Here is a 25,986-nt window from a genome sequence, read left to right as displayed (position 1 = left end):
AAATGTTGAATCTTGGGGTCAGAAAACTCAGTCCAAAGGCGGAACAGGCAACCCGCGTTTGGCGTAGAAGGCATCGACAAAGGCGGCCAATGTACCCTGTTGAATAGCCTCGCGCAAACCAGCCATAAGCACTTGATAATGGCGCAAGTTATGGATGGTATTGAGCATGCTTCCCAGCATTTCGCCGCACTTGTCCAGGTGATGCAGATAAGCGCGGGAGAAGTTCTGGCAGGTATAGCAATCGCAGGTCGGATCCAGCGGCGAATCATCATGGCGATGGAACGCGTTACGGATCTTCAGCACGCCTGTATCAATGAACAGATGCCCGTTGCGGGCATTACGGGTTGGCATCACGCAATCGAACATGTCCACACCGCGGCGCACACCCTCAACCAGATCTTCCGGTTTGCCAACGCCCATAAGGTAACGAGGTTTGTCAGCCGGCATCTGACCCGGCAGGTAATCGAGTACCTTGATCATCTCGTGCTTGGGCTCGCCCACCGACAGACCACCGATGGCCAGGCCGTCGAAGCCGATCTTGTCGAGGCCTTCCAGGGAGCGCATGCGCAAATCCTGGTGCATGCCGCCCTGCACGATGCCGAACAATGCCGCCGTGTTGTCGCCATGGGCGTTTTTCGAACGCTGAGCCCAGCGCAACGACAGCTCCATCGATACGCGAGCGACGTCTTCGTCGGCCGGGTACGGGGTGCATTCGTCGAAGATCATCACGATGTCCGAGCCCAGGTCACGCTGGACCTGCATCGACTCTTCCGGGCCCATGAACACTTTGGCGCCGTCAACCGGAGAGGCGAAGGTCACGCCCTCCTCCTTGATCTTGCGCATGGCGCCCAGGCTGAACACCTGGAAACCGCCGGAGTCGGTCAGAATCGGGCCTTTCCACTGCATGAAATCGTGCAGGTCGCCGTGCTTCTTGATCACTTCGGTGCCAGGACGCAGCCACAAGTGGAAAGTGTTGCCCAGAATGATTTCCGCGCCGGTGGCGACGATATCCCGCGGCAGCATGCCCTTGACCGTACCGTACGTGCCCACCGGCATGAACGCCGGGGTCTCGACGGTACCGCGCGGGAAGGTCAAACGACCGCGACGCGCCTTGCCGTCAGTAGCAAGCAACTCAAACGACATACGACTTTGGCGACTCATTCTTTGTCCTCAGGGCCACGTGGTGCGGGATTACGGGTGATAAACATCGCATCACCGTAGCTGAAAAAGCGGTATTCGTTGTCGACGGCGGCTTTATAGGCGGCCATGGTCTCGGGATAACCGGCGAACGCCGAAACCAGCATCAACAGCGTGGATTCGGGCAAATGGAAGTTGGTGACCAGGGCATCGACCACATGAAACGGCCGGCCCGGGTAGATAAAGATGTCGGTGTCGCCACTGAACGGCTTGAGCACGCCATCACGCGCGGCGCTTTCCAGCGAACGCACGCTGGTGGTCCCCACGGCCACCACACGACCGCCGCGAGCGCGGCAGGCCGCAACGGCATCGACCACGTCCTGGCCGACTTCCAGCCATTCGCTGTGCATGTGGTGATCTTCGATCTTCTCCACGCGCACCGGCTGGAACGTGCCCGCGCCGACGTGCAAGGTCACGAATGCGGTCTCGATGCCCTTGGCGGCAATCGCCTCCATCAGCGGCTGATCAAAATGCAGCCCCGCCGTCGGCGCCGCCACCGCGCCCAAACGCTCGGCGTACACCGTCTGATAACGCTCGCGGTCCGAGCCTTCATCCGGGCGGTCTATATAAGGAGGCAACGGCATGTGCCCGACGCGATCGAGCAGCGGCAACACCTCTTCGGCAAACTTAAGCTCGAACAACGCATCGTGACGCGCCAGCATCTCGGCCTCGCCACCGCCGTCGATCAAAATCTTCGACCCCGGCTTGGGCGACTTGCTGGAGCGCACATGGGCCAGCACGCGATGACTGTCGAGCACCCGCTCCACCAGAATTTCCAGCTTGCCGCCGGAAGCTTTCTGGCCAAACAGCCGCGCCGGAATCACCCGGGTATTGTTGAACACCATCAAATCGCCTGGGCGCAAATGCTCAAGCAAATCAGTGAATTGACGGTGTGCCAGGGCGCCGCTGACCCCATCCAGGGTCAACAGGCGACTACCGCGACGCTCGGCCAAAGGATGGCGAGCAATCAGCGAATCAGGGAGCTCGAAGGTAAAGTCAGCAACGCGCATGATGGGGTTCGTCTAGCAGGGCCGGGAAGTCTAGCGGAAATATCAAAAATTCTCCATGTACCTGATTGACCAGCGGTATTCACCTCTCTATACTTCGCCGCCATTGAGCCCTGATGGCGGAATTGGTAGACGCGGCGGATTCAAAATCCGTTTTCGAAAGGAGTGGGAGTTCGAGTCTCCCTCGGGGCACCATGTACAGATATCCAGCGGTCCCTACCAGACCCTGGAAAGCAGATAAACCGGCCCTTGTGCCGGTTTTTTTGTGTCCGCAATTCCCGAGCACTCCCTTGTCAGCCCAAGGTTATGTGAGTAGATTCGTGAGTAGATTGAGTTTGGTCTAAAAATCTACTCACACAAGTCGGGTACTCACTCCCGCCAGCGCTAGCGCTGAGGGGGTTGCCATGGCACTTACCGATACAGCTGCTCGAACAGCCAAACCGCGCGAAAAGCTTTACCGCATGGCAGATGCCGCAGGCCTGTGCCTCGAAGTAACGCCTGGCGGATCAAAGCTATGGCGATATCGATATCGCTTCGGTGGCAAAGCCAAAATGATGGGACTAGGTACCTATCCCACCGTCACCGTTGCCAAGGCCAGGGAGCGCCGCGAAGATGCCCGTCGCCTACTGGCAGACGGCATAGACCCCACCGCTCACAAACAAGCTGAAAAAACCGCCCAAGCCATCCTTGCTCACACCTTCGAGGAGTTGGCACGTGAGTGGCACGCCTACAACTCACCACGCTGGGCAAGTTCGACAGCGGCCAAGGCGCTGCAATATCTGGAAGCAGATATCCTCCCTGTTATTGGCCAGCACCCGGTGCGAGAAGTCACTCGGCCTGAGCTGGTCGCCTTGGTGCGCAGGGTCGAAAAGCGCGGCGCGCTCAACGTCGCTGGAAAGATTCGCCAGTGGTTGAGCCAGATCTTTCGTTACGGCCTCGCCAAGGGGTCAGTAGAGTCAAACCCCGCTACCGACTTGGACGTGGTCGCAGCAATCGCCCCCCGGACCAAAAACCATCCACACGTCCCTCTCTCAGAAATCCCCTTTCTTCTGGCCAAGCTAGATGCCGCCAAATGCGATGTGATGACTCGCATAGCAGTGCGCTTGCTTCTATTGACGGGCGTACGGCCGGGAGAGCTGCGTCACGCGCCTTGGAGCGAGATCGATTTGGAATCTGCCACCTGGACGATTCCGGCCTCTAGGATGAAGGCGCGCCGCGCCCATATAGTCCCACTACCCCGCCAGGCGGTGACTAGTCTGTTGGAGCTCAAGGAAATCACCGGGAGTTACTCCATCGCATTCCCGGGTCGGAACAATCGGGAACGCCCGCAGTCGGAAAACACTGTTAATAAGGCACTGCACCAGATGGGCTACGAAGGTCGGCAGACAGGACACGGATTTCGCCACTTGCTCAGCACGGAGCTGAACAGCCGCGGGTACAACCGGGACTGGATTGAGCGCCAACTGGCACATGGTGACCAAGACGAGATTCGCGACACTTACAACCATGCCCACTACCTCGAGCAACGCCGACAAATGATGCAAGCATGGGCTGATTCGATTGATGCTCTTTGTGCGGACCTATATGTGACGAGCAAGACCAACCCATGACAACTTGAACTGGCCTCACCAATGCGATGAGGGTGGAATCGCCCTCCTCCTGACCGGCTGGTTTAAAAAGGGAGCAATCAAAGGCGAATCACGATGGCGAAAAATGATGGTTTTAAAGGAATGCCAGATTGGTACGGGCTCGAAAATTACTTGTCTGCCGTTACATTTGATGAGAAGGAGTGGTACAGACAACTAGCTTTACGGATGTACCTGCTCACGCTTTTGAAAATTCGCAAAGATGACCCGGAGCTAGCCCAAGAAGTCACTGAAATATTCGCTCGGGATGTTCAGAATATGAGGGGGTGTGCTGTCGAGCATGCTCATATTCCCGATTTTTTCGGTCATTTGGGTTTTGAACAGCACCTTGCGGAAAAAAAATCCGGCGTTCGATCACTGACATATCATCGGTTGCTGAAGAAAGCCGCCCGGCCGACCATTTTTGAAGATCCGAAACAATGGCTAGCTGCCAACTCAAAAGATTCGGAATTCCGGCCATCCACTACGGATCCTCAGCTTCTCTTCATTCGCAGCCTGACTGGCAGCAATCGAAGGTTTGCCTACGTCGAAATAGATATGGATCTTCCCGACAAGCTCTTGGTGGACAGTTTCACGGCAGAGCTTCAAAAGATACGCACCCATTTGTCCAACCGCCCAGATAAAACAAAATATCATCGTCCCAAAATTCAAAACTGGGCACGCTACGGGCTACTGCCCTATCTGGACTTGCTGATCTGGGAACTGGAAACAAGGACCAACATTCCTACTGAAATGATGGCGTTTGCCATCAAAACCGGATACGTCGCTGACACCCGGCAACTGACGGATACCGTCATTCCGTTGGCTAAAAGATTGATGAACGGCGGCTTGGAAGAACTTCTGGACATAATTGCCATCGAGGCCGGAGCGCCACCTAGCACCATTTGAAAAAAGCTGCTCACAGTATTCACCCGAAAATTTCGACCCCAAATTTTCGGATGAACTGACTCACTAACACGCTTTAAATTAAAGCCATGCCCCAGCAAACCCCAGGAGGTGCTCGGAATGGCTACTCAAGAACTCCGTCGTTTTATCCGCATCAAAGAAGTCCTGTCCATCACCTCGCTGAGCCAATCGGAGCTGTATCGCCGGATCAAGACCGGCACCTTTCCAGCTCAGGTAAAACTGGCGCCAGGCCATTCGGTTTGGGTGCAGTCCGAAGTCGACGCATGGGTGGCCGAGCGCATTGCCGAATCTCGTACCGAGGTGGCGTAATGATCAATTGTCCGAACTCTCACATCCTTGTACGTCACTCTTGCGCCTGCTTTACACGAAACACAACCGATGGAGCGTTACCACCGGTACAGGAGTGCAAATCAACTCCGCCCTTGAATACAGATGAAGCCGCCCTGCATCGCGAAACGGCCATTCGTGCTCTGCGCGGAAACGAATCTTTATTCGTCCGCCTCGCGCGCTACAACAGCCACATGACATCTGCGCGCCAATCGGCATCCGGTCAACATCTTGAAATATCGGAATGCCCCCCTCCCTCACCCAGCCCAAGCTTTGGGGGGCGATTTGATGTGCTCCCTTCGAATCTCAATGGAAGCTCTAATACTTCGGATACGCCTCAACAGCTGAAGGCTTCTGCCCCAGATTCCTGATTGCACGACCAGCAGTTTCCTTTCGGCATTTCGCCATTAAGAGAAGGGCTAATCATGACGACCTTGCAAAGCTACCTAACGGCGGCGACACCGAAGGCTTGCCCGAAATCCGGGAAATCGATTCCAGATCGCGCTTGGGCAGATTTGTCGGAAACTTGCTCGAGGGCTGCCAAATGACCAGCGTGCCGTTCAATGGCGGCGATGCGGTCACCATGATCAGTCTGGAACTGGTCGATTTCATCAACAGCCACCGCGCCGAAGGTGCCCCCACTTTGGCGCACAACGACTTCCTCAAAAAGGTCCCCAGGGTTCTGAAAAAAGATGCGGGAAAATTTTCTCACATCTATCTCGACTCAATGAACCGCCGACAAAGATGCTACCGCCTACCCAAGCGTGAGTGTTGCCTCATGGCGATGTCGTACAGCTACGATTTGCAGGCGGCCGTGTTTGACCACATGAGCGAGCTGGAACTGCAATTGGCGCAACGAGCCGCTTTCCCCATCCCGCAGACTCGTGCGGACGCGTTGCGCCTGGCGGCAGACCTCGACGAACACAATGCCAGACTCGTTCTGGAGAACAGGGAACTCCGACTGAGACTCGAACATCTCGGGCCGACTTTCCAGGCAGGGCTAACGCCCGTGCAGTTCTGTCGCACCCTGAACGGGGTCAACAGTCAGAAAATCAATCACTTCCTTCTGGAGTCGGGCTGGATCTACAACGCCGAAACTGATCCTGATCGCTCGCCGAAATATCGAACCCGAAGCCGTGCCCGCGACAAATATCTGGCGGAAGATGTCCGCCGCATTTCCCGGCCTGGCCAGACGCCAATCCTGACGTTCTCGTTGACGCTCTTGCTGGCGGGTTCCATACGCCTCCACGAGTGGTATTTGGAGCAAAAGCTGCCGATGAAGTCCACCTGGAATGGCTCACTGATGCAGCGTCCGGCCAGCTGGGAGGATCTTCAATGAGCACTATGATCATGAGTGCTTGCTGGCCATTGCAGGGCATGAGCGCGACGCAAAAGGCCGTGTTGATATCGCTGGCAGACAATGCCAATGACGAAGGCTTCTGTTGGCCCTCAGTCCCCAAGATTGCGATGCGCACCTGCCTGTCAGTACGGGCTGTTCAGGGCAGCATCAAGTGGCTGTGTTCCACCGGGATTTTGTCAACGGCCGAGCGCGTGGGTCGCTCTACTCTCTATACCCTGACTCCCGCAGCCTATGCGCCCCCGCAGCAGGCACGCCCCGTAAATGATGCGCCACCTCCCCAGCAGGATCTGCCCCCTTCCCCCGTACAAACTGCACCAGCCCCCCGCAGCAGCTGCACCCAGAACCGTAATAGAACCTGCAAAGAACCGTCAGCAGAACCGCCAGCTTTTTTGCCGGCCCTGATCGGGCAATCCATCCTCGAACCAGGTGAAAAGGTTTCCGTGAAGACCCAGAAGGAGCCGGACGATGAAGATCGCAAACAGGCCTGCCGAAATATCTGGCAGGCGTACTCGATCGCCTATTTTGATCGCTACCAGACCGAGCCCGTTCGCAATCAAAAAGTGAATGCGCAAGTCAACGACCTGCTCAAGCGCCTGGGAAAAATCGAGGCACCGCGAGTCGCCGCCTATTTTGTCGGCATTAACGACTCATATCTGATCCGTGAATGCCATGCATTCGGCGCGTTGCTGACCAAGGCCGAAGCGTTCCGTACCCAATGGGCGACCAATGCCCAGGTCAATTCCGTCACTGCGCGACAGATCGAAAACACCCAGGCCAACCTCAACACCGCCGAGCAAGCCAAGGCCATGATCCGCAAGGAGGGCTCAAAGAATGCTTTCCTCTGACGAAAAATCCCAACTGGTCGACGCCTTGTGCGTCACCGCTGAAGCCATGGGCACCACCCTGAGTGCCGGCGCTGCGAAAATGATGGTCGATGATTTGGCCCGGTTTCCGGTGAGCGATCTGGTAACCGCGCTACGCGCGTGCCGACATGAGGTGAGCGGCCGCCTGACCCTGGCAGCGATCATGCAACGGGTGCAGACCGCCGACGGTCGACCGGGCAAGGACGAAGCCTGGTCGATTGCGCTCGCTGGGTATGACCAGTTCGATACCGTGGTCATGACCGAGGAAATTTCGTTGGCCATGACCGCAGCTCAACCCCTGCTGAGCATCGGCGACAAGGTGGGGGCTCGCATGGCATTCATCTCGGCGTATGAACGGCTGGTCAACGATGCTCGCCTGCAATCTAGGCCTACCCAGTGGCGCGTGTCGATGGGCTTTGACCCTCAACGCCGAGTCGTGGCCATCGATCAGGCCGTCCTAATGAAGCGGCTGTCTGTGGACGCCGCCAGACAAAGCCTGATCAGTTTGGCCTGTGAGCCGCTAACCGAGAATGCAAAAGCAATTGCAGGTTTGATCACCGGTGAACTTGCAGCCCCCACACCCGAAGTCAGGGATCGATTGAGCCGTATCCGCACAGCGATGCTGCGCCAGCGTGAGCATCGGGAAAAAGAACGGCTCTCGCTGCTGCAGACCTCTCGCGATCTGCTGGCAGAGCGGGTGAATGACCAACTGTCCAAGGCCGCCCACCTGCAACGGGAGAATACCCATGACTGACCTATCTACGCCGAGTAAAACGCTCCACGTACTGGTGACCGACGCCGAGATTCGTAAATACGCGACAACACCGGTTCGTCAGTTGCGCGACCCGCGCTTCCCCGCCTTGCGCTTTCGCTACTCGTCCACCAATCGCGGCAAAGGTTCGTGGTTTGTCGTGATTGGAGAAAAATGGGGCAAGGCCGGCAACTACCCGGATATCAATGCGAAAGCCATGCAGGCTACGTTGCCGGCAATTCTGGTGCGCCGGGCTGCCGAGCCGGGGGCACGGTCGACGGCCAACAGCTGGCAAACGGTCGGTGATCTGCTGACGTGGTACTTGGAGTGCATGAGCCGCGATCACGGGTTATCGGCCAAGCGTAAAGCCAGTGCCAGATCGGCCGTGCGTCGTCAGCTGCAGCCCCGTCTGAGCACTTTGCCGCTGACGGAGCTGGACCGCGTCACGCTGGACCAGCGCTTGCTGTGGCCCATGCAGGAACAGTACGCCCTATCGTTTGTCCGCTCGGTCTACGGGGTGTTAACCGTGGCCTTCCGCCAAGCGACGCGACTCGGCTTGGTCCTGGACAATCCCATGGCCAGTTTGAAGTTCAACGATTTTGTGCAGACGCGTATCAAGCCCAAACCAGCCCATTTGCGCGCCGAAGACCTGGAAGAGGTGCTGGTGAACCTCGGAGCTGAATTCGCACAAGCGCCCGCTGGCTGCATGCTGGTATTGATGATGCTTTGCCACGGCACCCGCCTGGGGGAAAGCCGTGTGGCGCGCTGGAAACACATCAACCTTGCCAGCCGCCAATGGTTCATCCCCGCCGAGGAGACCAAAACCAAGCGCGAACTCACGCTGCCCCTGACCGATCAGGTGTGCGCGCTGCTGCTGCTGCGCTATCGAGAACAGCAGACGGCCGGCGGCTACGTCGGTGCCTACCTGTTTCCCGGCCAGAAACGCCACCCCTTGAGTGCGAACCAAGCCAGCCAGGTGTTCGTCCGTTTCGGTCAGGGCCACTGGACCAGTCACGACCTGCGTAAGGTCGCCCGCACCGCTTGGATGGACTTGGGCGTGGACTACCTGGTGGGCGAGATGCTGGTCAACCACGCAATGAAAAGCCTGACCGCCACCTACATTCACACCAGCGCCGACACGCTCAAGCGCAAGGCACTGGAGGACTGGCATGCATGGCTCGATTCGCGTGGATTTGCCGCGCTGCACAGCGGGACATAGCCGGGACAGACTGTTTCGACAACAGCGTTGCAGGTCCCTGAGCACGCGGCTTTTGTGCGATCTAGGGATCCATTGCCGAGGAGGATGTTTTGAGGTTCAACGAGAGTGGCCGTCACTTTCGTTCATCACACCTTTTGATGCCAACGACTGACGGTGGATGCCGATGTTATGACCGGCGAACCTCACGGTGCATCCCGAGCAGGGACGGTAAAAGCGCAGAAGTGAATCGAACGTCTCAAGAAGCTGCGAAGGCCAATCCAGTCGGAGTCGGAGCACCCAATCTGAAAAGGTACTCCTGACCCCCTCCCCCCATTGCGGGTAATTCGAGCCCCGACGTCGAACGATGTATGAGTTTTTTTGACGATCTCCGGTTCCGCTTTTACTTATGTATCTTTGAGGTAGTTATGGCGAATCAAAAAGAGCTTGCCCAACACCTGGACTTGACCGATCGACAAGTCCGCAACTTGCTTGCAGACGGCATCCTGCCTACCTCCCGGGGAAATGGCGGGTTGAACCTACAGGACTGTCGTCTGGCTTACATTCGATACTTACGCGGGCTCGGCAGCGGTCAGGTAAAAGCGGAAGCGGGTCATCTGTTTGGAGAGGATCTTGGCTCATCGCTTGATTACCTGCTGTTGCAGGAGAAAGTCAGGTTGACGACGGCGCAGGCCGTGGCTCAGGAAAGAAAAAATGAAGTCTTGGAGCGGCAATTGGTACCCGTCGGGTTCGCTACTTACTCTCTGAGTAAAATCGCATCGCAAATCGGTTCGGTGCTTGACACCGTGCCACTCAAACTTCGACGTAAACATCCCGAGATGGACCCCAGGCACCTTGAGTCCGTGGAGCGAGAAATTGCAGTGGCACGCAATTTGGCGGCTCAGGTCGGCGAGAAACTGGATGAGTATCTGGAAGAGTATGAATCGCCCCGGATTCTCTAGACACCTTGCAAGCTTATTGCGTAACGCTTTTCAAACTCTACCGGTGACAGCTGATTGTTGAAACCATGGCGGCGTTTTACGTTGTAGAACATCTCGATGTAATCGAACACATCACTCCGAGCATCTTCCCGCGTGGTGTAGATTTTTCGCTTGATCCGTTCCCGTTTCAGAAGCTGGAAAAAGCTCTCGGCCACGGCGTTGTCATGACAGTTGCCTCGGCGACTCATACTGGCAACCAAATTGTTTGCCTTTAAAAAGCTGCGCCAATCGGAGCTGCTGTATTGGCTGCCTTGGTCGGAATGAACCATCACCTCTTGCTTAGGTTTACGCCTCCAAACCGCCATCAACAAAGCGTCAATAGCCAAATCACTGGTCATCTGCGCTTTCATTGACCAGCCAACGACCTGACGAGAAAACAGATCAAGCACCACCGCCAAATACAACCAGCCTTCATACGTACGAATGTAGGTGATGTCGGTGACCCAAACCTTGTTGGGTTCCACGACATCGAACTGGCGCTTCAGCAAATTGGGTGAGGCGACCGCTGGCTTACCGCCGTACTTTCCAGGGCGGCGTCGATAACCTGTCTGAGAACGCAGACCTTCAAGACGCATCAGCCTCGCCACACGATGACGACCACAATCCTCACCGACCTCGCGCAGATCGTCATGGATTTTGCGATAGCCATAAACGCCGCCGCTCTCCAACCAGGAATGCTTGATCAAACCCAGTAATCGCTGATCGTCTTTAGCGCGTGCAGATTGCGGCTCAGACAACCAAGCGTAATAACCACTGGGATGGACTTTCAGCGTCAGGCAAAGCCGTCGAATGGAATAGTCGCCCGCTCGCTGCTTGATAAAGGCGTACTTCAACCGCACTCCTTGGCAAAGTACGCGGCGGCCTTTTTTAAGATGTCTCGCTCTTCGGTGACCCGCTTGAGTTCGGCTCGCAGACGACGCAGTTCAGCGTGCTGATCATCGTCTTGCTGCCGTTCTGCCTGAGGTTTGCTGTAGCGCTTTATCCAGGCATAGAGGCTATGCGTCGACACGCCAAGACGCGCCGCCACATCAGCGACGGGTAGCTTCTTTTCGGTCACTTGATTGACCGCTTGGATTTTGAATTCTTCGGGGTAATGCGGGTTGCTCATGGCACCTCCTAATTGGCCTCAGTTTAAGGCAAAGAGGTGTCTACGAAACCCGGGGCGATTCAGCATTTCATCAGCGCCTGCCTTCGACCAGACGCGATCTCGCGCGCATGTCTGCTATTGGCCGATCTCTGCCTGTGCTGACAGGCAGCTTCACGCCCTGAGGAAGTCCGTCAACCTCGGTCAAGATTATCGAGGCCCGCTTTCTGGTAACGTCAGCGTTATGAATTCTCCATAGTTAGCAAGCAGCGGCAACGGTTGTGAGTAGAAATGTGAGTAGATCTTCGCGACACAACCCCTCTCACAGCTTAATATGGCGCCTGCAAGCCAAAGTTCGAGTCTCCCTCGGGCACCAAAATTAAGAAAGGTCTTGCTTTGCAAGGCCTTTTTTTTCGCCTGCAGAAAAGTCATTGCCCACACCGCTGTCGTATGGGGGCTGCCGAGGGTTGCGATCTTTTGATATTGCTTCTCTCACGCACGTCCCGCACCGGTGGAACATTTCACAAGGATTCCCTCATGGAATTGCAGCTGGAAAGCGTCGCCCTCTTCTCCCTGAAACTGGCTTACGAGACGGAAGATTCAAGTCCGATTTTGCGTGATGATCTGGTCATGGGTGATTACCAGCGGGATGTGTTTGAGTTGCTGGTGCGGCGGGGGGATGTTGGGGCGATTCAGCTGAAGGTGGATGAGTGTGTGGGGTTGGCGCTGGACGCCATCGGTGGTGTGGATAAGCCGTTGGGGAGGGAGCTGCAGAGGTTGGCGGGTGAATTTGCCGGGCTTCAGACGATGGAGCAGCTTGATGGTCCGCTCGTTGCGCTCAAGGATTATTTGAAAGACATTCAATAAATTAAGGTTGGGCGACCCAAAAAGCAGTAGCGCTCGATAGCCGGACCGAGTTGGTCGCCACGTCTTATCCAATAATAAATCTGCCCCCTTTTCCCCAAGGTTTACACCTGTTTCACTCCAACGCCCGATGCATCGCATCGGGCGTTTTGTATTTCAAAGACGGACTCGGGTCGCTTTCTTCTAATCTTTCCTTTCTGCACAAACTTTCAGTTTGATATCTTCTCTGCCTCCCCAGTCCCGCGCAGTGGATCGTCCCTGGGGCATGTCATCAAGGAATGGATAAATGATGCAATTCGACTGAATTACTTGGCTCAGCGCAACTGCGGGGATATGGATTTGGGTAGTGCGTTCGCGTGGCACCTTGAACCTTTGGCTCGCGAATCTGGCGGGCTTTGCGGCCGCGATTATTGTCGGGATGTTGGTAGAGATTCTGTTCCCGTCCCCTGAAGCGCTTCACAGGCAAGAAGCTCCCTTTATGTTGTATTCGATCATGGCGGGGCTTGGCACACTGGTTGGGACATGGTTCTGGCTTGCCGCTCGGCTTCAACAGCCGGAGAACCTGTTTCTGCGCCATCTGTTCGCCGGGGCCGTCAGTTGCTTTGTGGGTTCGGTAGTGCTTGGGTTCGCGTGGTCGCATTTGGTTAGTCTGTGATCATGCAGAGATGTGAGTGCTGGGGTTTCGGCGCCTGGCCTGAGACGACGCCCCGCGCCCCACTCTTCTAGACTTAATAGGTAGTCGTAGAAAGAACCAAACACGTCGCTTTGGTGCGGATGAATCAAAGGCGGCGTGGCAAGCTGCGTGATATGCCTGAAGAGGTGCGGCAAAGACCGCGCCGGGCACAACAAGATGCCCACTCAGGGTGCCCTGGCCAACGGTCTGAAAATGCCACGAAACCGTGACGTGGCGTGAACGCCGCAGCCGACACTTTCGGACGACCGACAACCGCCTGGTTTGTCCGTGACCGTGAGGAATGCTGTATGTCTGATGAGATGTTGCACCTGCCTATGGTCAACAGCCTGCTGGAGCGCCACAAGGGTTTACCCGGCGCATTGTTGCCGATCCTTCATGAAATTCAGGAGGGCATCGGTTATATCCCCGATGCCGCTGTTCCCGAGATTGCCCACGCCCTCAACCTGAGTCAGGCCGAGGTTCGCGGGGTGATCAGCTTCTACCATGACTTCCGTACCGCGCCTCCTGCCCGACATATCCTGCGTCTGTGCCGGGCCGAGTCCTGCCAGAGCCGCGGCGCCGAGCAGCTCGCGGCGCAATTGCGCGACCGCCTGCAACTGGACGACCACGGCAGCAGTGCCGACGGCAACATCAGTCTGCGCCCGGTGTATTGCCTCGGCGCCTGCGCCTGCTCGCCTGCCCTGGAGCTGGATGGTCAGGTGCATGCGCGGCTCACTGCCGAACGCCTGGATGCCCTGCTCAACGCTTGCCAGGAGGACGCATGATGCCGACGCTTTATCTGCCCTGTGATTCTCTTGCCCGTGCCGTAGGCGCCGATGAGGTGGCCGTGGCCCTGACCACTCAGGCCCGGGAGCGCGGTCTGTCGTTGGACTTGCAGCGCACCAGCTCGCGCGGCCTGTACTGGCTGGAACCGCTGCTGGAAATGGACAGCCCGCAAGGTCGTATCGGCTTCGGCCCGCTGACCGCTGCCGATGTGCCGTCCGTGCTCGATGCGCTGCAAGGCGAGCCGTCCGCTCATCCGCTGGCCTTGGGGCTGGTGGAGGAGTTGTCTTATCTGAAAACCCAACAACGCCTGCTGTTCGCCCGCGCCGGCATTACCCGGCCGCTGTCGTTGGAGGATTACCGGGCTCACGGCGGTTTCGAGGGCTTGACCCAGGCCATCGCTCTGGGCGGCGAGCAGACTGCGACTGCAGTATTCGATTCGGGCCTGCGTGGCCGTGGCGGCGCGGCTTTCCCGGCCGGGATCAAATGGCGCACGGTGCGCGCTACCCAAGCGACGCAGAAATACATTGTGTGCAACGCCGACGAAGGCGACTCCGGCACCTTCGCCGACCGTATGTTGATGGAAGGCGACCCCTTCCTGCTGATCGAAGGCATGGCTATTGCCGGCATCACCGTCGGCGCCAGCTACGGCTACATCTATGTGCGCTCGGAATATCCACAGGCCGTGGCCACCCTGCGCGAGGCGCTGGACATCGCCCGGGCCGCCGGTTACCTCGGCGCCAATGTCGGCGGCAGCGGATTGGCCTTCGACATGGAAGTGCGGGTCGGTGCCGGCGCTTACATCTGCGGTGAGGAAACCGCACTGCTGGACTCCCTCGAAGGCAAGCGCGGGATCGTCCGCGCCAAGCCGCCGATCCCGGCCTTGCAGGGCCTGTTCGGCCTGCCGACCCTGGTGCACAACGTGCTGACGCTGGCCTCGGTGCCCATGATTATGGCCAAGGGCGCGCCGTTCTATCGCGATTACGGCATGGGGCGCTCCCTGGGCACCATGCCCTTCCAGCTGGCGGGCAATATTCGTCATGGCGGTTTGGTGGAGCGGGCCTTTGGCCTGACCCTGCGGGAATTGGTGGAAGACTACGGCGGCGGGACCGCCAGTGGCCGGCCGCTGAAGGCCGCGCAGGTGGGCGGCCCTCTCGGCGCCTGGGTGCCGCCGTCGCAATTCGATACGCCGCTGGATTACGAAGCCTTCGCCGCCATGGGCGCGATGCTCGGCCACGGTGGTGTGGTGGTGGCTGATGACACGTTGGATATGGCCCACATGGCGCGCTTCGCCATGCAGTTCTGCGCCGAAGAATCCTGTGGCAAATGCACGCCGTGCCGTATCGGCTCGACCCGGGGCGTTGAGGTGATAGACCGCCTGCTGGCTGCGCCTGACCAGAACGGTCGCGATGAGCAGGTAATCATCCTCAAGGACCTGTGCGACACAATGCAATACGGTTCGCTGTGCGCGTTGGGTGGCATGACCTCCTATCCGGTCGTCAGCGCCCTCAAGCACTTCCCCGCCGACTTCGGTCTGCAAGCCTCGGAGGCCGAGCAATGATCACTGTATTCGACCCGAAAACCGATATGGATCTGGGTACCCCGGCCCGCGAAAGCCAGGTGCAAGTCACCCTGAACATCGACGGCCAAAGCATCAGCGTGCCCGAAGGCACCTCGGTGATGCGCGCCGCCGCGTTGCTGGGCACCACCATCCCCAAACTGTGCGCCACCGACAGCCTGGAAGCGTTCGGCTCCTGCCGGATGTGTCTGGTGGAGATCGACGGCATGCGCGGCTACCCCGCATCCTGCACGACGCCGGTCAGCGAAGGCATGACCGTGCACACCCAGACGCCGAAGCTCGCGACCCTGCGCCGCAACGTCATGGAGCTGTACATCTCCGATCACCCGCTGGATTGCCTGACCTGCTCGGCCAACGGCAACTGCGAGCTGCAAACCGTCGCCGGCCAGGTCGGCCTGCGGGAAGTGCGTTACGGATATGAGGGCGAGAACCATCTGGACGACGTGAAGGACACGTCCAACCCGTACTTCGACTACGACCCGAGCAAGTGCATCGTCTGCAACCGCTGTGTGCGCGCCTGCGAAGAGACCCAGGGTACGTTTGCCCTGACCATTACCGGGCGCGGGTTCGAGTCCCGGGTCGCGGCCGCCGGTGGCGAGGACTTCCTCGACTCGGAATGCGTGTCCTGCGGCGCCTGCGTGCAAGCTTGCCCGACCGCGACGCTGATGGAAAAAAGTGTGGTCGAACTGGGTCAGCCCGAACATAGCGTGATCACCACCTGCGCCTATTGCGGTGTGGGCTGTTCGTTCCGCGCCGAGATGAAAGGCGACCAACTGGTGCGCATGGTTCCGGACAAGAACGGCCAGGCCAACCACGGCCACTCTTGCGTCAAAGGGCGCTTTGCCTGGGGCTACGCGACCCACCCGGATCGCATCACCAAGCCGATGATCCGTAAATCGATTCACGACCCTTGGCAGGAAGTCAGCTGGGATGAAGCGGTGACCTACGCCGCCAGCGAATTCCGCCGATTGCAGCAAAAGTACGGCCGTGACTCGATTGGTGGCATTACCTCCAGCCGCTGCACCAACGAAGAAACCTACCTGGTGCAAAAACTGGTGCGCGCCGCGTTCGGCAACAACAACGTCGACACCTGTGCGCGAGTCTGCCACTCACCGACCGGCTACGGCCTGAAACAAACCCTGGGCGAATCCGCCGGCACACAGAGTTTCGACTCGGTGATGCAGGCTGACGTGATCCTGGTGATGGGTGCCAACCCCAGCGACGCTCACCCGGTGTTCGCCTCCCAGCTCAAGCGCCGCCTGCGTGAAGGCGCGCGACTGATCGTCATCGACCCACGTCGCATTGATCTGGTGGACACGGTGCATGCCCGCGCCGAACTGCACCTGGCCCTGCGTCCGGGCACCAACGTCGCCATGCTCAACGCCCTGGCCCACGTCATCGTCTCCGAAGGCTTGCTCAACCAGGCCTTTATCGACGCTCGTTGCGAGGGCAACGATTTCGCCCACTGGAAAGAGTTCGTCAGCCGAGCGGAAAACTCGCCGGAAGCCCTTGGCCCCGTCTGCGGCGTAGAACCTGCCGACATCCGTGCCGCTGCACGCTTGTATGCCACCGGCGGCAACGCGGCGATCTACTACGGCCTGGGCGTCACCGAACACAGCCAGGGCAGTACCGCGGTCATGGGCATCGCCAACCTGGCCATGGCCACCGGCAACATCGGTCGCGAAGGCGTGGGCGTGAACCCGTTGCGTGGGCAGAACAACGTTCAGGGCTCCTGCGACATGGGCTCCTTCCCCCACGAACTGCCCGGTTATCGTCACGTCTCCAACGAAGTGGTACGGACGCAGTTCGAACAGGCCTGGAACGTCACCCTGCAACCCGATCCGGGCCTGCGTATTCCCAACATGTTCGAGTCTGCACTGGCCGGCAGCTTCAAGGGCCTGTACTGCCAGGGCGAAGACATCGCCCAGAGCGACCCCAACACCCAACACGTCACCGCGGCGCTGTCGGCCATGGAATGCATCGTGGTGCAGGACATTTTCCTCAACGAAACCGCCAAGTTCGCCCATGTGTTCCTGCCAGGCGCCTCGTTCCTGGAAAAAGACGGCACCTTCACCAACGCCGAACGGCGCATCTCCCGGGTACGCAAGGTCATGGAGCCTCTGGGCGGCAAGGCCGACTGGGAAGGCACCGTGGCTCTGGCTAACGCCTTGGGCTATCCGATGAACTACAAGCATCCGTCGGAAATCATGGATGAAATCGCCAGCCTGACGCCGACCTTCACCAACGTCAGCTACGCCGCACTGGATAGTCACGGCAGCCTGCAATGGCCATGCAACGCCGCGGCACCGGACGGCACGCCAACCATGCACATTGAGGAATTCGTGCGTGGCAAGGGGCGCTTCATGCTCACCGGCTACGTGCCGACCGAGGAGAAGGTCAACAGTCGCTATCCGCTGCTGCTGACCACCGGACGCATCCTCAGCCAGTACAACGTTGGCGCCCAGACCCGGCGTACTGAAAACGTCGCCTGGCACGACGAAGACCGCCTGGAAATCCACCCGACCGACGCCGAGAGCCGTGGGATCAACGAAGGCGATTGGGTCGGCATCGGCAGCCGCGCCGGTCAGACCGTACTGCGGGCACGAGTCACCGAACGGGTTGCCCCTGGCGTGGTGTACACCACCTTCCACTTCCCTGAGTCGGGTGCCAACGTGATCACCACCGACAACTCCGACTGGGCGACCAACTGTCCGGAGTACAAGGTCACCGCCGTGGAGGTCAGCCGCGTCTATCACCCTTCCGAGTGGCAAAAACGCTATCAGGCATTCAGCGACGAACAACAACGCCTGCTCAACGAACGTCGCCATGAACGTAGCGCCGGGACAAAAGCCGAGGTACGCCGATGAGTACGGAAAACTTGATCAAGATGGTCAACCAGATCGCCCAATACTTTGCCAGCGAACCGGATCAGCAACAGGCCGTGCTCGGCGTGCGCAATCATCTGCAGATGTACTGGACGCCCGGCATGCGCAAGGAGTTGCTGGCCTGGCAGACGACGCATCAGGGAGCAGACTTGCACCCGCTGGCGCAGGCGGCGGTCAGTGGGGCTGGCTGGGAGGCTTAGGTTCACACCATCCTTGGGGAAGATTGCCCCTTGGCCTGTTGACTGAAAACTGTGGAGAGGGAGCTTGCTCCCTCGCCACATGTGAGCATGTGTTGCGAGCCTTTCGGGACTAATGCACCGGCAACACCACCAATGCCTCCAACCCGCCCATCGACCGATTACTCAGGGTCAGCTCGCCTCCGTGTTCCAGTACAATCGCTCGCGCCGCCGATAACCCCAAACCAACACCCCCAGTGTTTTTGTTGCGCGAGCCTTCCATGCGAAAGAACGGTGCGAACACTTGTTCAAGGCAGGCATCTGGAATACCCGGTCCACGGTCCAGTATTTTGATCCGCACCTCTCCAGTACCGGGAATCAGTTCAATCTCCGGCTCACTACCGTACTTGATGGCGTTATCAAGCAAGTTGGTGATCACCCGTTTGAGCCCCAACGGTCGACCGAAATACACCAGCCGCAGCGGCCCGCTGAAGGCAATCTCGATACGCTGATCACGGTAATCATCGAGCAGGGTTTGCAGCAGTTCCGCCAGATCAAACTGGGTGGCCGGTTCAAGCCTGGCGTCGTCGCGGAAGAACTCCAGCGCCGAGTTGATCATCACCTGCATTTCATCCACGTCACGAAACAGCCGCTGCTGTTGCTCGGTATCTTCGATGAACTCGCCACGCAGGCGCATCCGCGTCAGAGGGGCGCGCAGGTCGTGAGAGATGGCGGCAAGCATTTGCGTGCGGTCGCGAATGAAGTGCTGCAACTGGGCCTGCATGGCATTGAACGCGAGAATCGCCTGACGGATTTCGTGGGGACCGAGTGGTTCGATCGGCGGTGCGCGGAAGTCCACACCGAAGCGGCGGGCGCCTTCGGCAAAGCGCTGCAAAGGTGTGGCGAGGCGCCGGGTGGCGATCAGCGCGACCAGGGCGGTGGAGATCAGCACCAGCAGGATCACGATCAGGTAGCGTGGCGTTTCGTCGAGCCCCCAACTGCGCGAGGGCGCGGAGAACATCAGCCACGATGCGTCGGACAACTCGATCAGCAGCGCGTAATGTGCGTCCGCCGTGTGCTCCTTCCAGTCGGCCGGTTCATAGGCTTCGATGCGCCGGTCAGGGGCTCTGAGCATCGGCTGCAGGATGCTCGAACCGATGTCGGACTTCGGATCTTCCACTGTCGGCAGATTGAGATCGTGCCGATCAGGGTGCCAAGTGATAGTGAAGCCGCTCTCGTTGGCGGCTTGCGCCAATGAGGGGCGCAGAGGCGCAGGAGCGGCCTCGATGACGCGGGTGATGGCGGCGGCTTTTTCCAGCAGGCCGATTTCGGTCAGCGGCGGACGCGCCCACACGCCGGCCAGTTGGATAAACAACCCGTTGAGCGCCAGTGAAATGAGCATGGCCAGAATGATCGTCAACGCAATCCAGCGCGCCACCGTATCTTGCGGCCAGTCACGGGCGCGAATCCGATTCAGCCTGCTCATCGCCGCGTCACGCTGGGCGTGAACAGGTAACCACCATTGCGCACGGTGCGAATCATTGCCGGGCGCTTGGTATCGGACTCGAGTTTGCGTCGCAAGCGGCTGACTTGAACGTCGATGCTGCGATCGAACGCCTCATGGCAATGCCCGCGCGCCAGGTCCAGCAACTGCTCGCGAGTGAGAATGCGCTGCGGCTGCTCGACGAAGACCAGCAGCAAGTCAAACTCACCGGCCGATAGCGGGATCATCACGTTGTCCGGCGAGCGCAACTCACGGCGAGTGACGTCCAGGTGCCAGTCAGCGAAATCAATCAGCGGCCGTGGCCGTTCCTGCGGCACCGGACGACGCTCGTCCACACGCCGCAGCACGGCGCGCACTCTGGCCAGCAACTCACGGGCGTCAAAGGGTTTGGTCAGATAATCATCGGCGCCCAGCTCCAGCCCGACCACCCGGTCACTGAGCTCGCCCATGGCCGTGAGCATGATCACCGGCATTGCATATCGAATCCGCAGTTGCTGACACAGGATCAGCCCGCTGTCGCCGGGCAACATCACGTCCAGAATGATCAGGTCCGGTGCCTGGCGCTCTATGGCCGCCCACAGCGACGCACCGTCTGTGGCGACCTCGACACTGTAGCTGTGCTGCACGAAGAATTTTTTCAGTAGATCGAGGACTTCAAGGTCGTCGTCCACAATTAAAAGGCTGTTCACCGAAGGTCACTTAAGGGGGCGAATGGAACCGCCATCTAAAACCATTCACGGCAGCGCGTCATATATTTCAATCTTGCAACAAAACGTCATCGCCGCAATAAACCAGACATCTTCGCGCAAGGCACGGGGCTCAGTATCTCGGCGAATTCCTCCCGAGACTCATCCATGTTGCCTTTCAAATGTGCTCCCTGGCTGGCCCGTAATGCTTCGATTGCTGTGCTGACCGCAGGGTTGACGGGTTGCAGCAGCCAACCGCCGTCTACCACCAACGTGAGCTGCGCCGACGTCGCCTATTCGGTGTACGACCCGGCGGAACCACTCAATCGCGGGGTCTTCGCGTTTAACCGGGTGCTCGATGACTACGCTCTGGCGCCGGTCGCTCGCGGCTATCGTTACATGCCGGACTTTTTCCAGACCGGTGTGCATAACTTTGTGGCGAACTTCGGCGAGCCCAAGGTCTTTATCAATGACCTGCTGCAAGGCAACCCGATGCGCTCGGTCAATACCATGGGGCGTTTCGTGCTCAACACCACAGTCGGGGTGGTGGGCTTGATCGACGTTTCCGGCATGGCCGGTATCCCGCGTCACAATGCGGACTTCGGCCAGACCTTTGGCGTGTGGGGCATCGGCAACGGTCCGATCGTCGAGCTGCCATTGCTCGGAACCTCCAACAGTCGCGACGCCGCCGGTCGCGTGCTCGACTTTGTGGTCGATCCGTTCGGCAGTAACAGCGATACCGTGGACACGCTGTCCACTATCAGCACTGTCGGCGGCATCGTCGATGGTCGGGCAGAAGCCTTACCGTTGACCGACAGCCTGCAAAAACTGCCGGACTATTACGGCGCTCTGCGTAACGTGGTTGCCGAGCGTCGTGCCGCTTACGTAGCCGATGGCAAACAAGGCTCGCCAGAGCACACTACCCCACAGTGCACAGGAGCAGCGGCCGATGGGTTCTGAAAGCAATAGCCTGACTCTGCAGAAACGGGTAATCCAGCAAGATCCGGCCAATCTGCATTGTCGGGAAATCACCCTGCGCCTGTCAGCGGACTGTCGCCAACTGGTGCTCAGTCGCTACACCGAACACTATGGCCAGGCAGTGGTGCGTTGGATCGAGCGTAGCCATACGGTGTCAGTAGCCGAACTGTTGCGCTGGCTCGTGGCCAATGGCGAGGCGGAGGTCACACGAGCGGATAGCCAGTCACTGTCTTGATTTCAGGGGGATGATATGGAGGATGCTAGCCTTCCGGTCGTCATCCCCTCCGAAGCCTACAGCGAAACTGAGACAAATCTGTCTACCCTCGCATAGTGACTGCCGCCCTTACCAGCAATCAGGCTCGCACATAGACCCAAGCGCTGATGCCGGACTTGAGGGGCACACTGACGCGTTTGTAGTCCGCCACCTCGTATTCGTCGGCCGCAACCAGCTCTTGGGCCGTGATCTCGAAAACCGTGCCGGCGATCTCGTCCGACAGGTCGCCACTCTCCTGCACGATGGGATGATGGGTTTTCCCACTAGCGGCCAACACCCCCGGATCGGTTATCTCGACCAGGTTCTGCTTGTAACCTGGCAGGCTGTCCAGGCGCCCTTTCAACTCGCGCCCGAAGGTGGACAGCTGAACGGCCCGGTCCTACAAAGTACCATAGGAGAACAGCAGAACCGGTTGCTCTGTTTGGTTTGGCATGAGATTTCCTCGATCAGATAAGCAAGTCTTCGTAGAACGCTCCGAAAGGGCGCTCAGGGTGGGCGATCTGGATTTCCAGAATCCACAGGCCAGTCGTCGGGCACTTGTCTAAATTCCCGAGGTCGCCACCACGGTGAATGGCATGAGGGAAATCGCTGACTCTGTGGCCCTTGATGTCCAGGTTGAGCTTCCATCCCATGGCTTGCGCCTGGTCGGCCGCATAGCGGTAAAGCTCCATGCCGGAAACCCGCTCGCTGCGCCAAAAGCCTTCGACTCTATTGAAAAGCTCCCGGGAGGCCGCAGCACAGGCGATCATTTCCGGGTCGGAACCGGTGGTGAAAGTCGCCCCCGCATCACCTTCGTGCCCTTGCCAGACCGCGCCCATGTCGACGAAGAAAATATCTTCGTCACCCAGCACAGGATCGCCATCGGAGCGCTGTTTGAACGTCTTGAGCGTATTGGCGCCAAAGCGGATCAGCAGCGGGTGCCAGATGCGATCCATGCCAAGTTCCGACAGAATCTGTTTACCCAGTGACTGGGCTTCGGACTCGCGCATGCCGGGAGAAATAACCCGGGCAATCTGTTCGATGGCCTTCCAGGTCATCTGCTGCGCATGGCGCATCGTTTCCAGCGTGTAACGCTCGCCTACTGCTTCTTTACCGCTCAGGGCCGTTGTCATCGATCATTCCTTTTGTACGAATTCTCGCTATATATTTTCATATACTGCGATATACGATAAAAAAGATATAGCCATGATCCAGGCTGAAGAAACTTTCCTGCGGGCAAAACAAAACCCCTACCTGCATACGCAGATAGGGGTTTCGGAATTTAATCTTGACGATGACCTACTCTCACATGGGGAAACCCCACACTACCATCGGCGATGCATCGTTTCACTTCTGAGTTCGGGATGGGATCAGGTGGTTCCAATGCTCTATGGTCGTCAAGAAATTCGGGTACCGAACCGTCTTTCGACGCTTCAGCAAATTGGGTATGCGATAGTTTGTGCGGCTTTTGTGAATGGTTGCGAACTTTCGGTTCATTGCGTCTTCACACACCGCAATCTGGTGTCCTTTCGGATCAGCAAATTGCTTGGGTGTTATATGGTCAAGCCTCACGGGCAATTAGTATTGGTTAGCTCAACGCCTCACAGCGCTTACACACCCAACCTATCAACGTCGTAGTCTTCGACGGCCCTTCAGGGGACTCAAGGTCCCAGTGAGATCTCATCTTGAGGCTAGTTTCCCGCTTAGATGCTTTCAGCGGTTATCTATTCCGAACATAGCTACCCGGCAATGCCACTGGCGTGACAACCGGAACACCAGAGGTTCGTCCACTCCGGTCCTCTCGTACTAGGAGCAGCCCCTCTCAAATCTCAAACGTCCACGGCAGATAGGGACCGAACTGTCTCACGACGTTCTAAACCCAGCTCGCGTACCACTTTAAATGGCGAACAGCCATACCCTTGGGACCGGCTTCAGCCCCAGGATGTGATGAGCCGACATCGAGGTGCCAAACACCGCCGTCGATATGAACTCTTGGGCGGTATCAGCCTGTTATCCCCGGAGTACCTTTTATCCGTTGAGCGATGGCCCTTCCATACAGAACCACCGGATCACTAAGACCTACTTTCGTACCTGCTCGACGTGTCTGTCTCGCAGTCAAGCGCGCTTTTGCCTTTATACTCTACGACCGATTTCCGACCGGTCTGAGCGCACCTTCGTACTCCTCCGTTACTCTTTAGGAGGAGACCGCCCCAGTCAAACTACCCACCATACACTGTCCTCGATCCGGATAACGGACCTGAGTTAGAACCTCAAAGTTGCCAGGGTGGTATTTCAAGGATGGCTCCACGCGAACTGGCGTCCACGCTTCAAAGCCTCCCACCTATCCTACACAAGCAAATTCAAAGTCCAGTGCAAAGCTATAGTAAAGGTTCACGGGGTCTTTCCGTCTAGCCGCGGATACACTGCATCTTCACAGCGATTTCAATTTCACTGAGTCTCGGGTGGAGACAGCGCCGCCATCGTTACGCCATTCGTGCAGGTCGGAACTTACCCGACAAGGAATTTCGCTACCTTAGGACCGTTATAGTTACGGCCGCCGTTTACCGGGGCTTCGATCAAGAGCTTCGCGTTAGCTAACCCCATCAATTAACCTTCCGGCACCGGGCAGGCGTCACACCCTATACGTCCACTTTCGTGTTTGCAGAGTGCTGTGTTTTTAATAAACAGTCGCAGCGGCCTGGTATCTTCGACCGGCGTGGGCTTACGCAGTAAATGCTTCACCCTCACCGGCGCACCTTCTCCCGAAGTTACGGTGCCATTTTGCCTAGTTCCTTCACCCGAGTTCTCTCAAGCGCCTTGGTATTCTCTACCCAACCACCTGTGTCGGTTTGGGGTACGGTTCCTGGTTACCTGAAGCTTAGAAGCTTTTCTTGGAAGCATGGCATCAACCACTTCGTGTTCTAAAAGAACACTCGTCATCAGCTCTCGGCCTTAGAATCCCGGATTTACCTAAGATTCCAGCCTACCACCTTAAACTTGGACAACCAACGCCAAGCTGGCCTAGCCTTCTCCGTCCCTCCATCGCAATAACCAGAAGTACAGGAATATTAACCTGTTTTCCATCGACTACGCTTTTCAGCCTCGCCTTAGGGACCGACTAACCCTGCGTCGATTAACGTTGCGCAGGAAACCTTGGTCTTTCGGCGTGGGTGTTTTTCACACCCATTGTCGTTACTCATGTCAGCATTCGCACTTCTGATACCTCCAGCAAGCTTCTCAACTCACCTTCACAGGCTTACAGAACGCTCCTCTACCGCATCACCTAAGTGATACCCGTAGCTTCGGTGTATGGTTTGAGCCCCGTTACATCTTCCGCGCAGGCCGACTCGACTAGTGAGCTATTACGCTTTCTTTAAAGGGTGGCTGCTTCTAAGCCAACCTCCTAGCTGTCTAAGCCTTCCCACATCGTTTCCCACTTAACCATAACTTTGGGACCTTAGCTGACGGTCTGGGTTGTTTCCCTTTTCACGACGGACGTTAGCACCCGCCGTGTGTCTCCCATGCTCGGCACTTGTAGGTATTCGGAGTTTGCATCGGTTTGGTAAGTCGGGATGACCCCCTAGCCGAAACAGTGCTCTACCCCCTACAGTGATACATGAGGCGCTACCTAAATAGCTTTCGAGGAGAACCAGCTATCTCCGAGCTTGATTAGCCTTTCACTCCGATCCACAGGTCATCCGCTAACTTTTCAACGGTAGTCGGTTCGGTCCTCCAGTCAGTGTTACCTAACCTTCAACCTGCCCATGGATAGATCGCCCGGTTTCGGGTCTATTCCCAGCGACTAGACGCCCTATTAAGACTCGCTTTCGCTACGCCTCCCCTATTCGGTTAAGCTCGCCACTGAAAATAAGTCGCTGACCCATTATACAAAAGGTACGCAGTCACCCAACAAAGTGGCTCCCACTGCTTGTACGCATACGGTTTCAGGATCTATTTCACTCCCCTCTCCGGGGTTCTTTTCGCCTTTCCCTCACGGTACTAGTTCACTATCGGTCAGTCAGTAGTATTTAGCCTTGGAGGATGGTCCCCCCATATTCAGACAAAGTTTCTCGTGCTCCGTCCTACTCGATTTCATGCCAAGAGATTTTCGCGTACAGGGCTATCACCCACTATGGCCGCACTTTCCAGAGCGTTCCGCTAATCTCAAAGCCACTTAAGGGCTAGTCCCCGTTCGCTCGCCACTACTAAGGGAATCTCGGTTGATTTCTTTTCCTCAGGGTACTTAGATGTTTCAGTTCCCCTGGTTC

General features: G+C 57.8%; 23 protein-coding genes, 1 tRNA gene and 2 rRNA genes (1 of these 26 running past the window's edge). 17 read left to right on the top strand and 9 right to left on the bottom strand.

The features are described 5' to 3' along the window. Nucleotides 1-27 precede the first annotated feature (27 nt). Complete coding sequence (tgt, locus tag PSH69_RS04970) at nucleotides 28-1,143, bottom strand: tRNA guanosine(34) transglycosylase Tgt (RefSeq protein WP_019651852.1); 1,116 nt, start codon at nucleotides 1,141-1,143, stop codon at nucleotides 28-30. 14 nt (nucleotides 1,144-1,157) lie between these two features. Further along, nucleotides 1,158-2,207, bottom strand: coding sequence for a tRNA preQ1(34) S-adenosylmethionine ribosyltransferase-isomerase QueA (gene queA, locus PSH69_RS04965; RefSeq protein WP_305411242.1), 1,050 nt, complete (start codon nucleotides 2,205-2,207; stop codon nucleotides 1,158-1,160). A 107-nt stretch (nucleotides 2,208-2,314) separates the two neighbouring features. Between queA and PSH69_RS04960 the strand changes: the two genes are divergently transcribed. The 9 genes from PSH69_RS04960 (at nucleotide 2,315) to PSH69_RS04920 (ending at nucleotide 10,214) form a co-directional block, all read left to right on the top strand. Next, nucleotides 2,315-2,399: transfer RNA gene (locus PSH69_RS04960), tRNA-Leu, on the top strand. 209 nt (nucleotides 2,400-2,608) lie between these two features. Continuing rightward, nucleotides 2,609-3,814 (top strand): integrase arm-type DNA-binding domain-containing protein, encoded by a 1,206-nt coding sequence (locus PSH69_RS04955; RefSeq protein WP_305411241.1) that lies wholly within the window; start codon nucleotides 2,609-2,611, stop codon nucleotides 3,812-3,814. 93 nt (nucleotides 3,815-3,907) lie between these two features. Next, nucleotides 3,908-4,738 carry a DUF6387 family protein gene (locus PSH69_RS04950; RefSeq protein ID WP_305411240.1) on the top strand — a complete coding sequence of 277 codons (831 nt, stop codon included), beginning with the start codon at nucleotides 3,908-3,910 and terminating at the stop codon, nucleotides 4,736-4,738. Between the two features lie 117 nt (nucleotides 4,739-4,855). After that, nucleotides 4,856-5,065: an AlpA family transcriptional regulator gene (locus PSH69_RS04945; protein WP_305411239.1), complete on the top strand. Its 210-nt coding sequence runs from the start codon at nucleotides 4,856-4,858 to the stop codon at nucleotides 5,063-5,065. 562 nt (nucleotides 5,066-5,627) lie between these two features. Continuing rightward, complete coding sequence (locus PSH69_RS04940; protein ID WP_305411238.1) at nucleotides 5,628-6,422, top strand: phage antirepressor protein; 795 nt, start codon at nucleotides 5,628-5,630, stop codon at nucleotides 6,420-6,422. After that, a complete protein-coding gene (locus tag PSH69_RS04935) occupies nucleotides 6,419-7,288 on the top strand; it encodes a helix-turn-helix domain-containing protein (protein ID WP_305411237.1) in 870 nt (289 codons plus the stop codon). Before PSH69_RS04940 ends, PSH69_RS04935 begins: the two co-directional genes overlap by 4 nt. Next, on the top strand, nucleotides 7,275-8,060 hold the full coding sequence (locus PSH69_RS04930; protein WP_305411236.1) for a hypothetical protein: 786 nt from the start codon (nucleotides 7,275-7,277) through the stop codon (nucleotides 8,058-8,060). Before PSH69_RS04935 ends, PSH69_RS04930 begins: the two co-directional genes overlap by 14 nt. Further along, nucleotides 8,053-9,276: a site-specific integrase gene (locus PSH69_RS04925; protein ID WP_305411235.1), complete on the top strand. Its 1,224-nt coding sequence runs from the start codon at nucleotides 8,053-8,055 to the stop codon at nucleotides 9,274-9,276. Before PSH69_RS04930 ends, PSH69_RS04925 begins: the two co-directional genes overlap by 8 nt. Nucleotides 9,277-9,623: 347 nt before the next feature. Then, the gene (locus tag PSH69_RS04920; RefSeq protein ID WP_305411234.1) at nucleotides 9,624-10,214 is read left to right on the top strand and encodes a terminase small subunit; all 591 of its coding nucleotides are present in this window, start codon (nucleotides 9,624-9,626) and stop codon (nucleotides 10,212-10,214) included. Here the strand turns inward: PSH69_RS04920 and PSH69_RS04915 are convergent. Beyond that, nucleotides 10,211-11,361 (bottom strand): IS3 family transposase gene (locus PSH69_RS04915; RefSeq protein ID WP_305409271.1). Its coding sequence is split into 2 segments (ribosomal slippage): nucleotides 10,211-11,127 and nucleotides 11,127-11,361, totalling 1,152 coding nucleotides; the frame shifts between segments, so codons are not numbered across the junction. The genes PSH69_RS04920 and PSH69_RS04915 overlap by 4 nt on opposite strands. Nucleotides 11,362-11,874: 513 nt before the next feature. On the opposite strand from PSH69_RS04915, the gene PSH69_RS04910 reads away from it, so the two are divergent. From PSH69_RS04910 to PSH69_RS04885, 6 genes are all read left to right on the top strand, one after another. Further along, nucleotides 11,875-12,204 (top strand): hypothetical protein, encoded by a 330-nt coding sequence (locus tag PSH69_RS04910; protein ID WP_019651854.1) that lies wholly within the window; start codon nucleotides 11,875-11,877, stop codon nucleotides 12,202-12,204. Nucleotides 12,205-12,547: 343 nt separating this feature from the next. After that, nucleotides 12,548-12,856 carry a hypothetical protein gene (locus PSH69_RS04905; RefSeq protein WP_305411233.1) on the top strand — a complete coding sequence of 103 codons (309 nt, stop codon included), beginning with the start codon at nucleotides 12,548-12,550 and terminating at the stop codon, nucleotides 12,854-12,856. Nucleotides 12,857-13,182: 326 nt separating this feature from the next. Further along, nucleotides 13,183-13,659, top strand: a complete 477-nt coding sequence (locus tag PSH69_RS04900) for a formate dehydrogenase subunit gamma (protein ID WP_018926718.1) — start codon at nucleotides 13,183-13,185, stop codon at nucleotides 13,657-13,659. Beyond that, nucleotides 13,656-15,218 (top strand): NADH-quinone oxidoreductase subunit NuoF, encoded by a 1,563-nt coding sequence (locus PSH69_RS04895; protein WP_305411232.1) that lies wholly within the window; start codon nucleotides 13,656-13,658, stop codon nucleotides 15,216-15,218. The genes PSH69_RS04900 and PSH69_RS04895 overlap by 4 nt, the downstream gene beginning before the upstream one ends. Beyond that, nucleotides 15,215-18,103, top strand: coding sequence for a formate dehydrogenase subunit alpha (gene fdhF / locus PSH69_RS04890; RefSeq protein ID WP_305411231.1), 2,889 nt, complete (start codon nucleotides 15,215-15,217; stop codon nucleotides 18,101-18,103). Before PSH69_RS04895 ends, fdhF begins: the two co-directional genes overlap by 4 nt. After that, the gene (locus tag PSH69_RS04885) at nucleotides 18,100-18,321 is read left to right on the top strand and encodes a formate dehydrogenase subunit delta (RefSeq protein ID WP_018926721.1); all 222 of its coding nucleotides are present in this window, start codon (nucleotides 18,100-18,102) and stop codon (nucleotides 18,319-18,321) included. The genes fdhF and PSH69_RS04885 overlap by 4 nt, the downstream gene beginning before the upstream one ends. A 109-nt stretch (nucleotides 18,322-18,430) precedes the next feature. Here PSH69_RS04885 and PSH69_RS04880 read toward each other — a convergent pair whose 3' ends face one another. Then, complete coding sequence (locus PSH69_RS04880; protein WP_305411230.1) at nucleotides 18,431-19,783, bottom strand: ATP-binding protein; 1,353 nt, start codon at nucleotides 19,781-19,783, stop codon at nucleotides 18,431-18,433. Next, nucleotides 19,780-20,490 carry a response regulator gene (locus tag PSH69_RS04875; protein WP_305411229.1) on the bottom strand — a complete coding sequence of 237 codons (711 nt, stop codon included), beginning with the start codon at nucleotides 20,488-20,490 and terminating at the stop codon, nucleotides 19,780-19,782. The genes PSH69_RS04880 and PSH69_RS04875 overlap by 4 nt, the downstream gene beginning before the upstream one ends. 165 nt (nucleotides 20,491-20,655) lie before the next feature. On the opposite strand from PSH69_RS04875, the gene PSH69_RS04870 reads away from it, so the two are divergent. Both PSH69_RS04870 and PSH69_RS04865 read left to right on the top strand, forming a co-directional pair. Further along, on the top strand, nucleotides 20,656-21,447 hold the full coding sequence (locus tag PSH69_RS04870; RefSeq protein WP_305411228.1) for a VacJ family lipoprotein: 792 nt from the start codon (nucleotides 20,656-20,658) through the stop codon (nucleotides 21,445-21,447). After that, nucleotides 21,437-21,700, top strand: coding sequence for a hypothetical protein (locus PSH69_RS04865; RefSeq protein ID WP_305411227.1), 264 nt, complete (start codon nucleotides 21,437-21,439; stop codon nucleotides 21,698-21,700). The genes PSH69_RS04870 and PSH69_RS04865 overlap by 11 nt, the downstream gene beginning before the upstream one ends. Nucleotides 21,701-21,818: 118 nt before the next feature. Here PSH69_RS04865 and PSH69_RS04860 read toward each other — a convergent pair whose 3' ends face one another. From PSH69_RS04860 to PSH69_RS04845, 4 genes are all read right to left on the bottom strand, one after another. Further along, nucleotides 21,819-22,103, bottom strand: coding sequence for a gamma-glutamylcyclotransferase family protein (locus PSH69_RS04860; protein ID WP_305412785.1), 285 nt, complete (start codon nucleotides 22,101-22,103; stop codon nucleotides 21,819-21,821). A gap of 82 nt (nucleotides 22,104-22,185) precedes the next feature. Further along, complete coding sequence (locus PSH69_RS04855; RefSeq protein ID WP_305411226.1) at nucleotides 22,186-22,851, bottom strand: M24 family metallopeptidase; 666 nt, start codon at nucleotides 22,849-22,851, stop codon at nucleotides 22,186-22,188. Between the two features lie 153 nt (nucleotides 22,852-23,004). After that, a 5S ribosomal RNA gene (rrf, locus tag PSH69_RS04850) occupies nucleotides 23,005-23,120 on the bottom strand. A gap of 155 nt (nucleotides 23,121-23,275) precedes the next feature. After that, nucleotides 23,276-25,986 (bottom strand): 23S ribosomal RNA (locus PSH69_RS04845) (it continues 179 nt past the right edge of the window).

This window comes from Pseudomonas sp. FP1740, from assembly GCF_030687165.1.
In the GTDB taxonomy this organism is placed as follows: domain Bacteria; phylum Pseudomonadota; class Gammaproteobacteria; order Pseudomonadales; family Pseudomonadaceae; genus Aquipseudomonas.
This window is presented reverse-complemented; position numbering and strand designations above follow the sequence as displayed.

Bases quoted from the DNA above. Each gene is read 5' to 3' on its own strand.
- PSH69_RS04950 (WP_305411240.1), top strand. From the start codon at position 3,908: ATGGCGAAAAATGATGGTTTTAAAGGAATGCCAGATTGGTACGGGCTC.
- PSH69_RS04895 (WP_305411232.1), top strand. From the start codon at position 13,656: ATGATGCCGACGCTTTATCTGCCCTGTGATTCTCTTGCCCGTGCCGTA.
- queA (WP_305411242.1), bottom strand. From the start codon at position 2,207: ATGCGCGTTGCTGACTTTACCTTCGAGCTCCCTGATTCGCTGATTGCT.
- tgt (WP_019651852.1), bottom strand. From the start codon at position 1,143: ATGTCGTTTGAGTTGCTTGCTACTGACGGCAAGGCGCGTCGCGGTCGT.
- PSH69_RS04870 (WP_305411228.1), top strand. From the start codon at position 20,656: ATGTTGCCTTTCAAATGTGCTCCCTGGCTGGCCCGTAATGCTTCGATT.
- PSH69_RS04935 (WP_305411237.1), top strand. From the start codon at position 6,419: ATGAGCACTATGATCATGAGTGCTTGCTGGCCATTGCAGGGCATGAGC.
- PSH69_RS04955 (WP_305411241.1), top strand. From the start codon at position 2,609: ATGGCACTTACCGATACAGCTGCTCGAACAGCCAAACCGCGCGAAAAG.
- PSH69_RS04880 (WP_305411230.1), bottom strand. From the start codon at position 19,783: ATGAGCAGGCTGAATCGGATTCGCGCCCGTGACTGGCCGCAAGATACG.
- PSH69_RS04920 (WP_305411234.1), top strand. From the start codon at position 9,624: ATGAGTTTTTTTGACGATCTCCGGTTCCGCTTTTACTTATGTATCTTT.
- PSH69_RS04930 (WP_305411236.1), top strand. From the start codon at position 7,275: ATGCTTTCCTCTGACGAAAAATCCCAACTGGTCGACGCCTTGTGCGTC.
- PSH69_RS04910 (WP_019651854.1), top strand. From the start codon at position 11,875: ATGGAATTGCAGCTGGAAAGCGTCGCCCTCTTCTCCCTGAAACTGGCT.
- PSH69_RS04940 (WP_305411238.1), top strand. From the start codon at position 5,628: ATGACCAGCGTGCCGTTCAATGGCGGCGATGCGGTCACCATGATCAGT.
- PSH69_RS04855 (WP_305411226.1), bottom strand. From the start codon at position 22,851: ATGACAACGGCCCTGAGCGGTAAAGAAGCAGTAGGCGAGCGTTACACG.
- PSH69_RS04900 (WP_018926718.1), top strand. From the start codon at position 13,183: ATGTCTGATGAGATGTTGCACCTGCCTATGGTCAACAGCCTGCTGGAG.
- PSH69_RS04885 (WP_018926721.1), top strand. From the start codon at position 18,100: ATGAGTACGGAAAACTTGATCAAGATGGTCAACCAGATCGCCCAATAC.
- PSH69_RS04925 (WP_305411235.1), top strand. From the start codon at position 8,053: ATGACTGACCTATCTACGCCGAGTAAAACGCTCCACGTACTGGTGACC.
- PSH69_RS04865 (WP_305411227.1), top strand. From the start codon at position 21,437: ATGGGTTCTGAAAGCAATAGCCTGACTCTGCAGAAACGGGTAATCCAG.
- fdhF (WP_305411231.1), top strand. From the start codon at position 15,215: ATGATCACTGTATTCGACCCGAAAACCGATATGGATCTGGGTACCCCG.
- PSH69_RS04945 (WP_305411239.1), top strand. From the start codon at position 4,856: ATGGCTACTCAAGAACTCCGTCGTTTTATCCGCATCAAAGAAGTCCTG.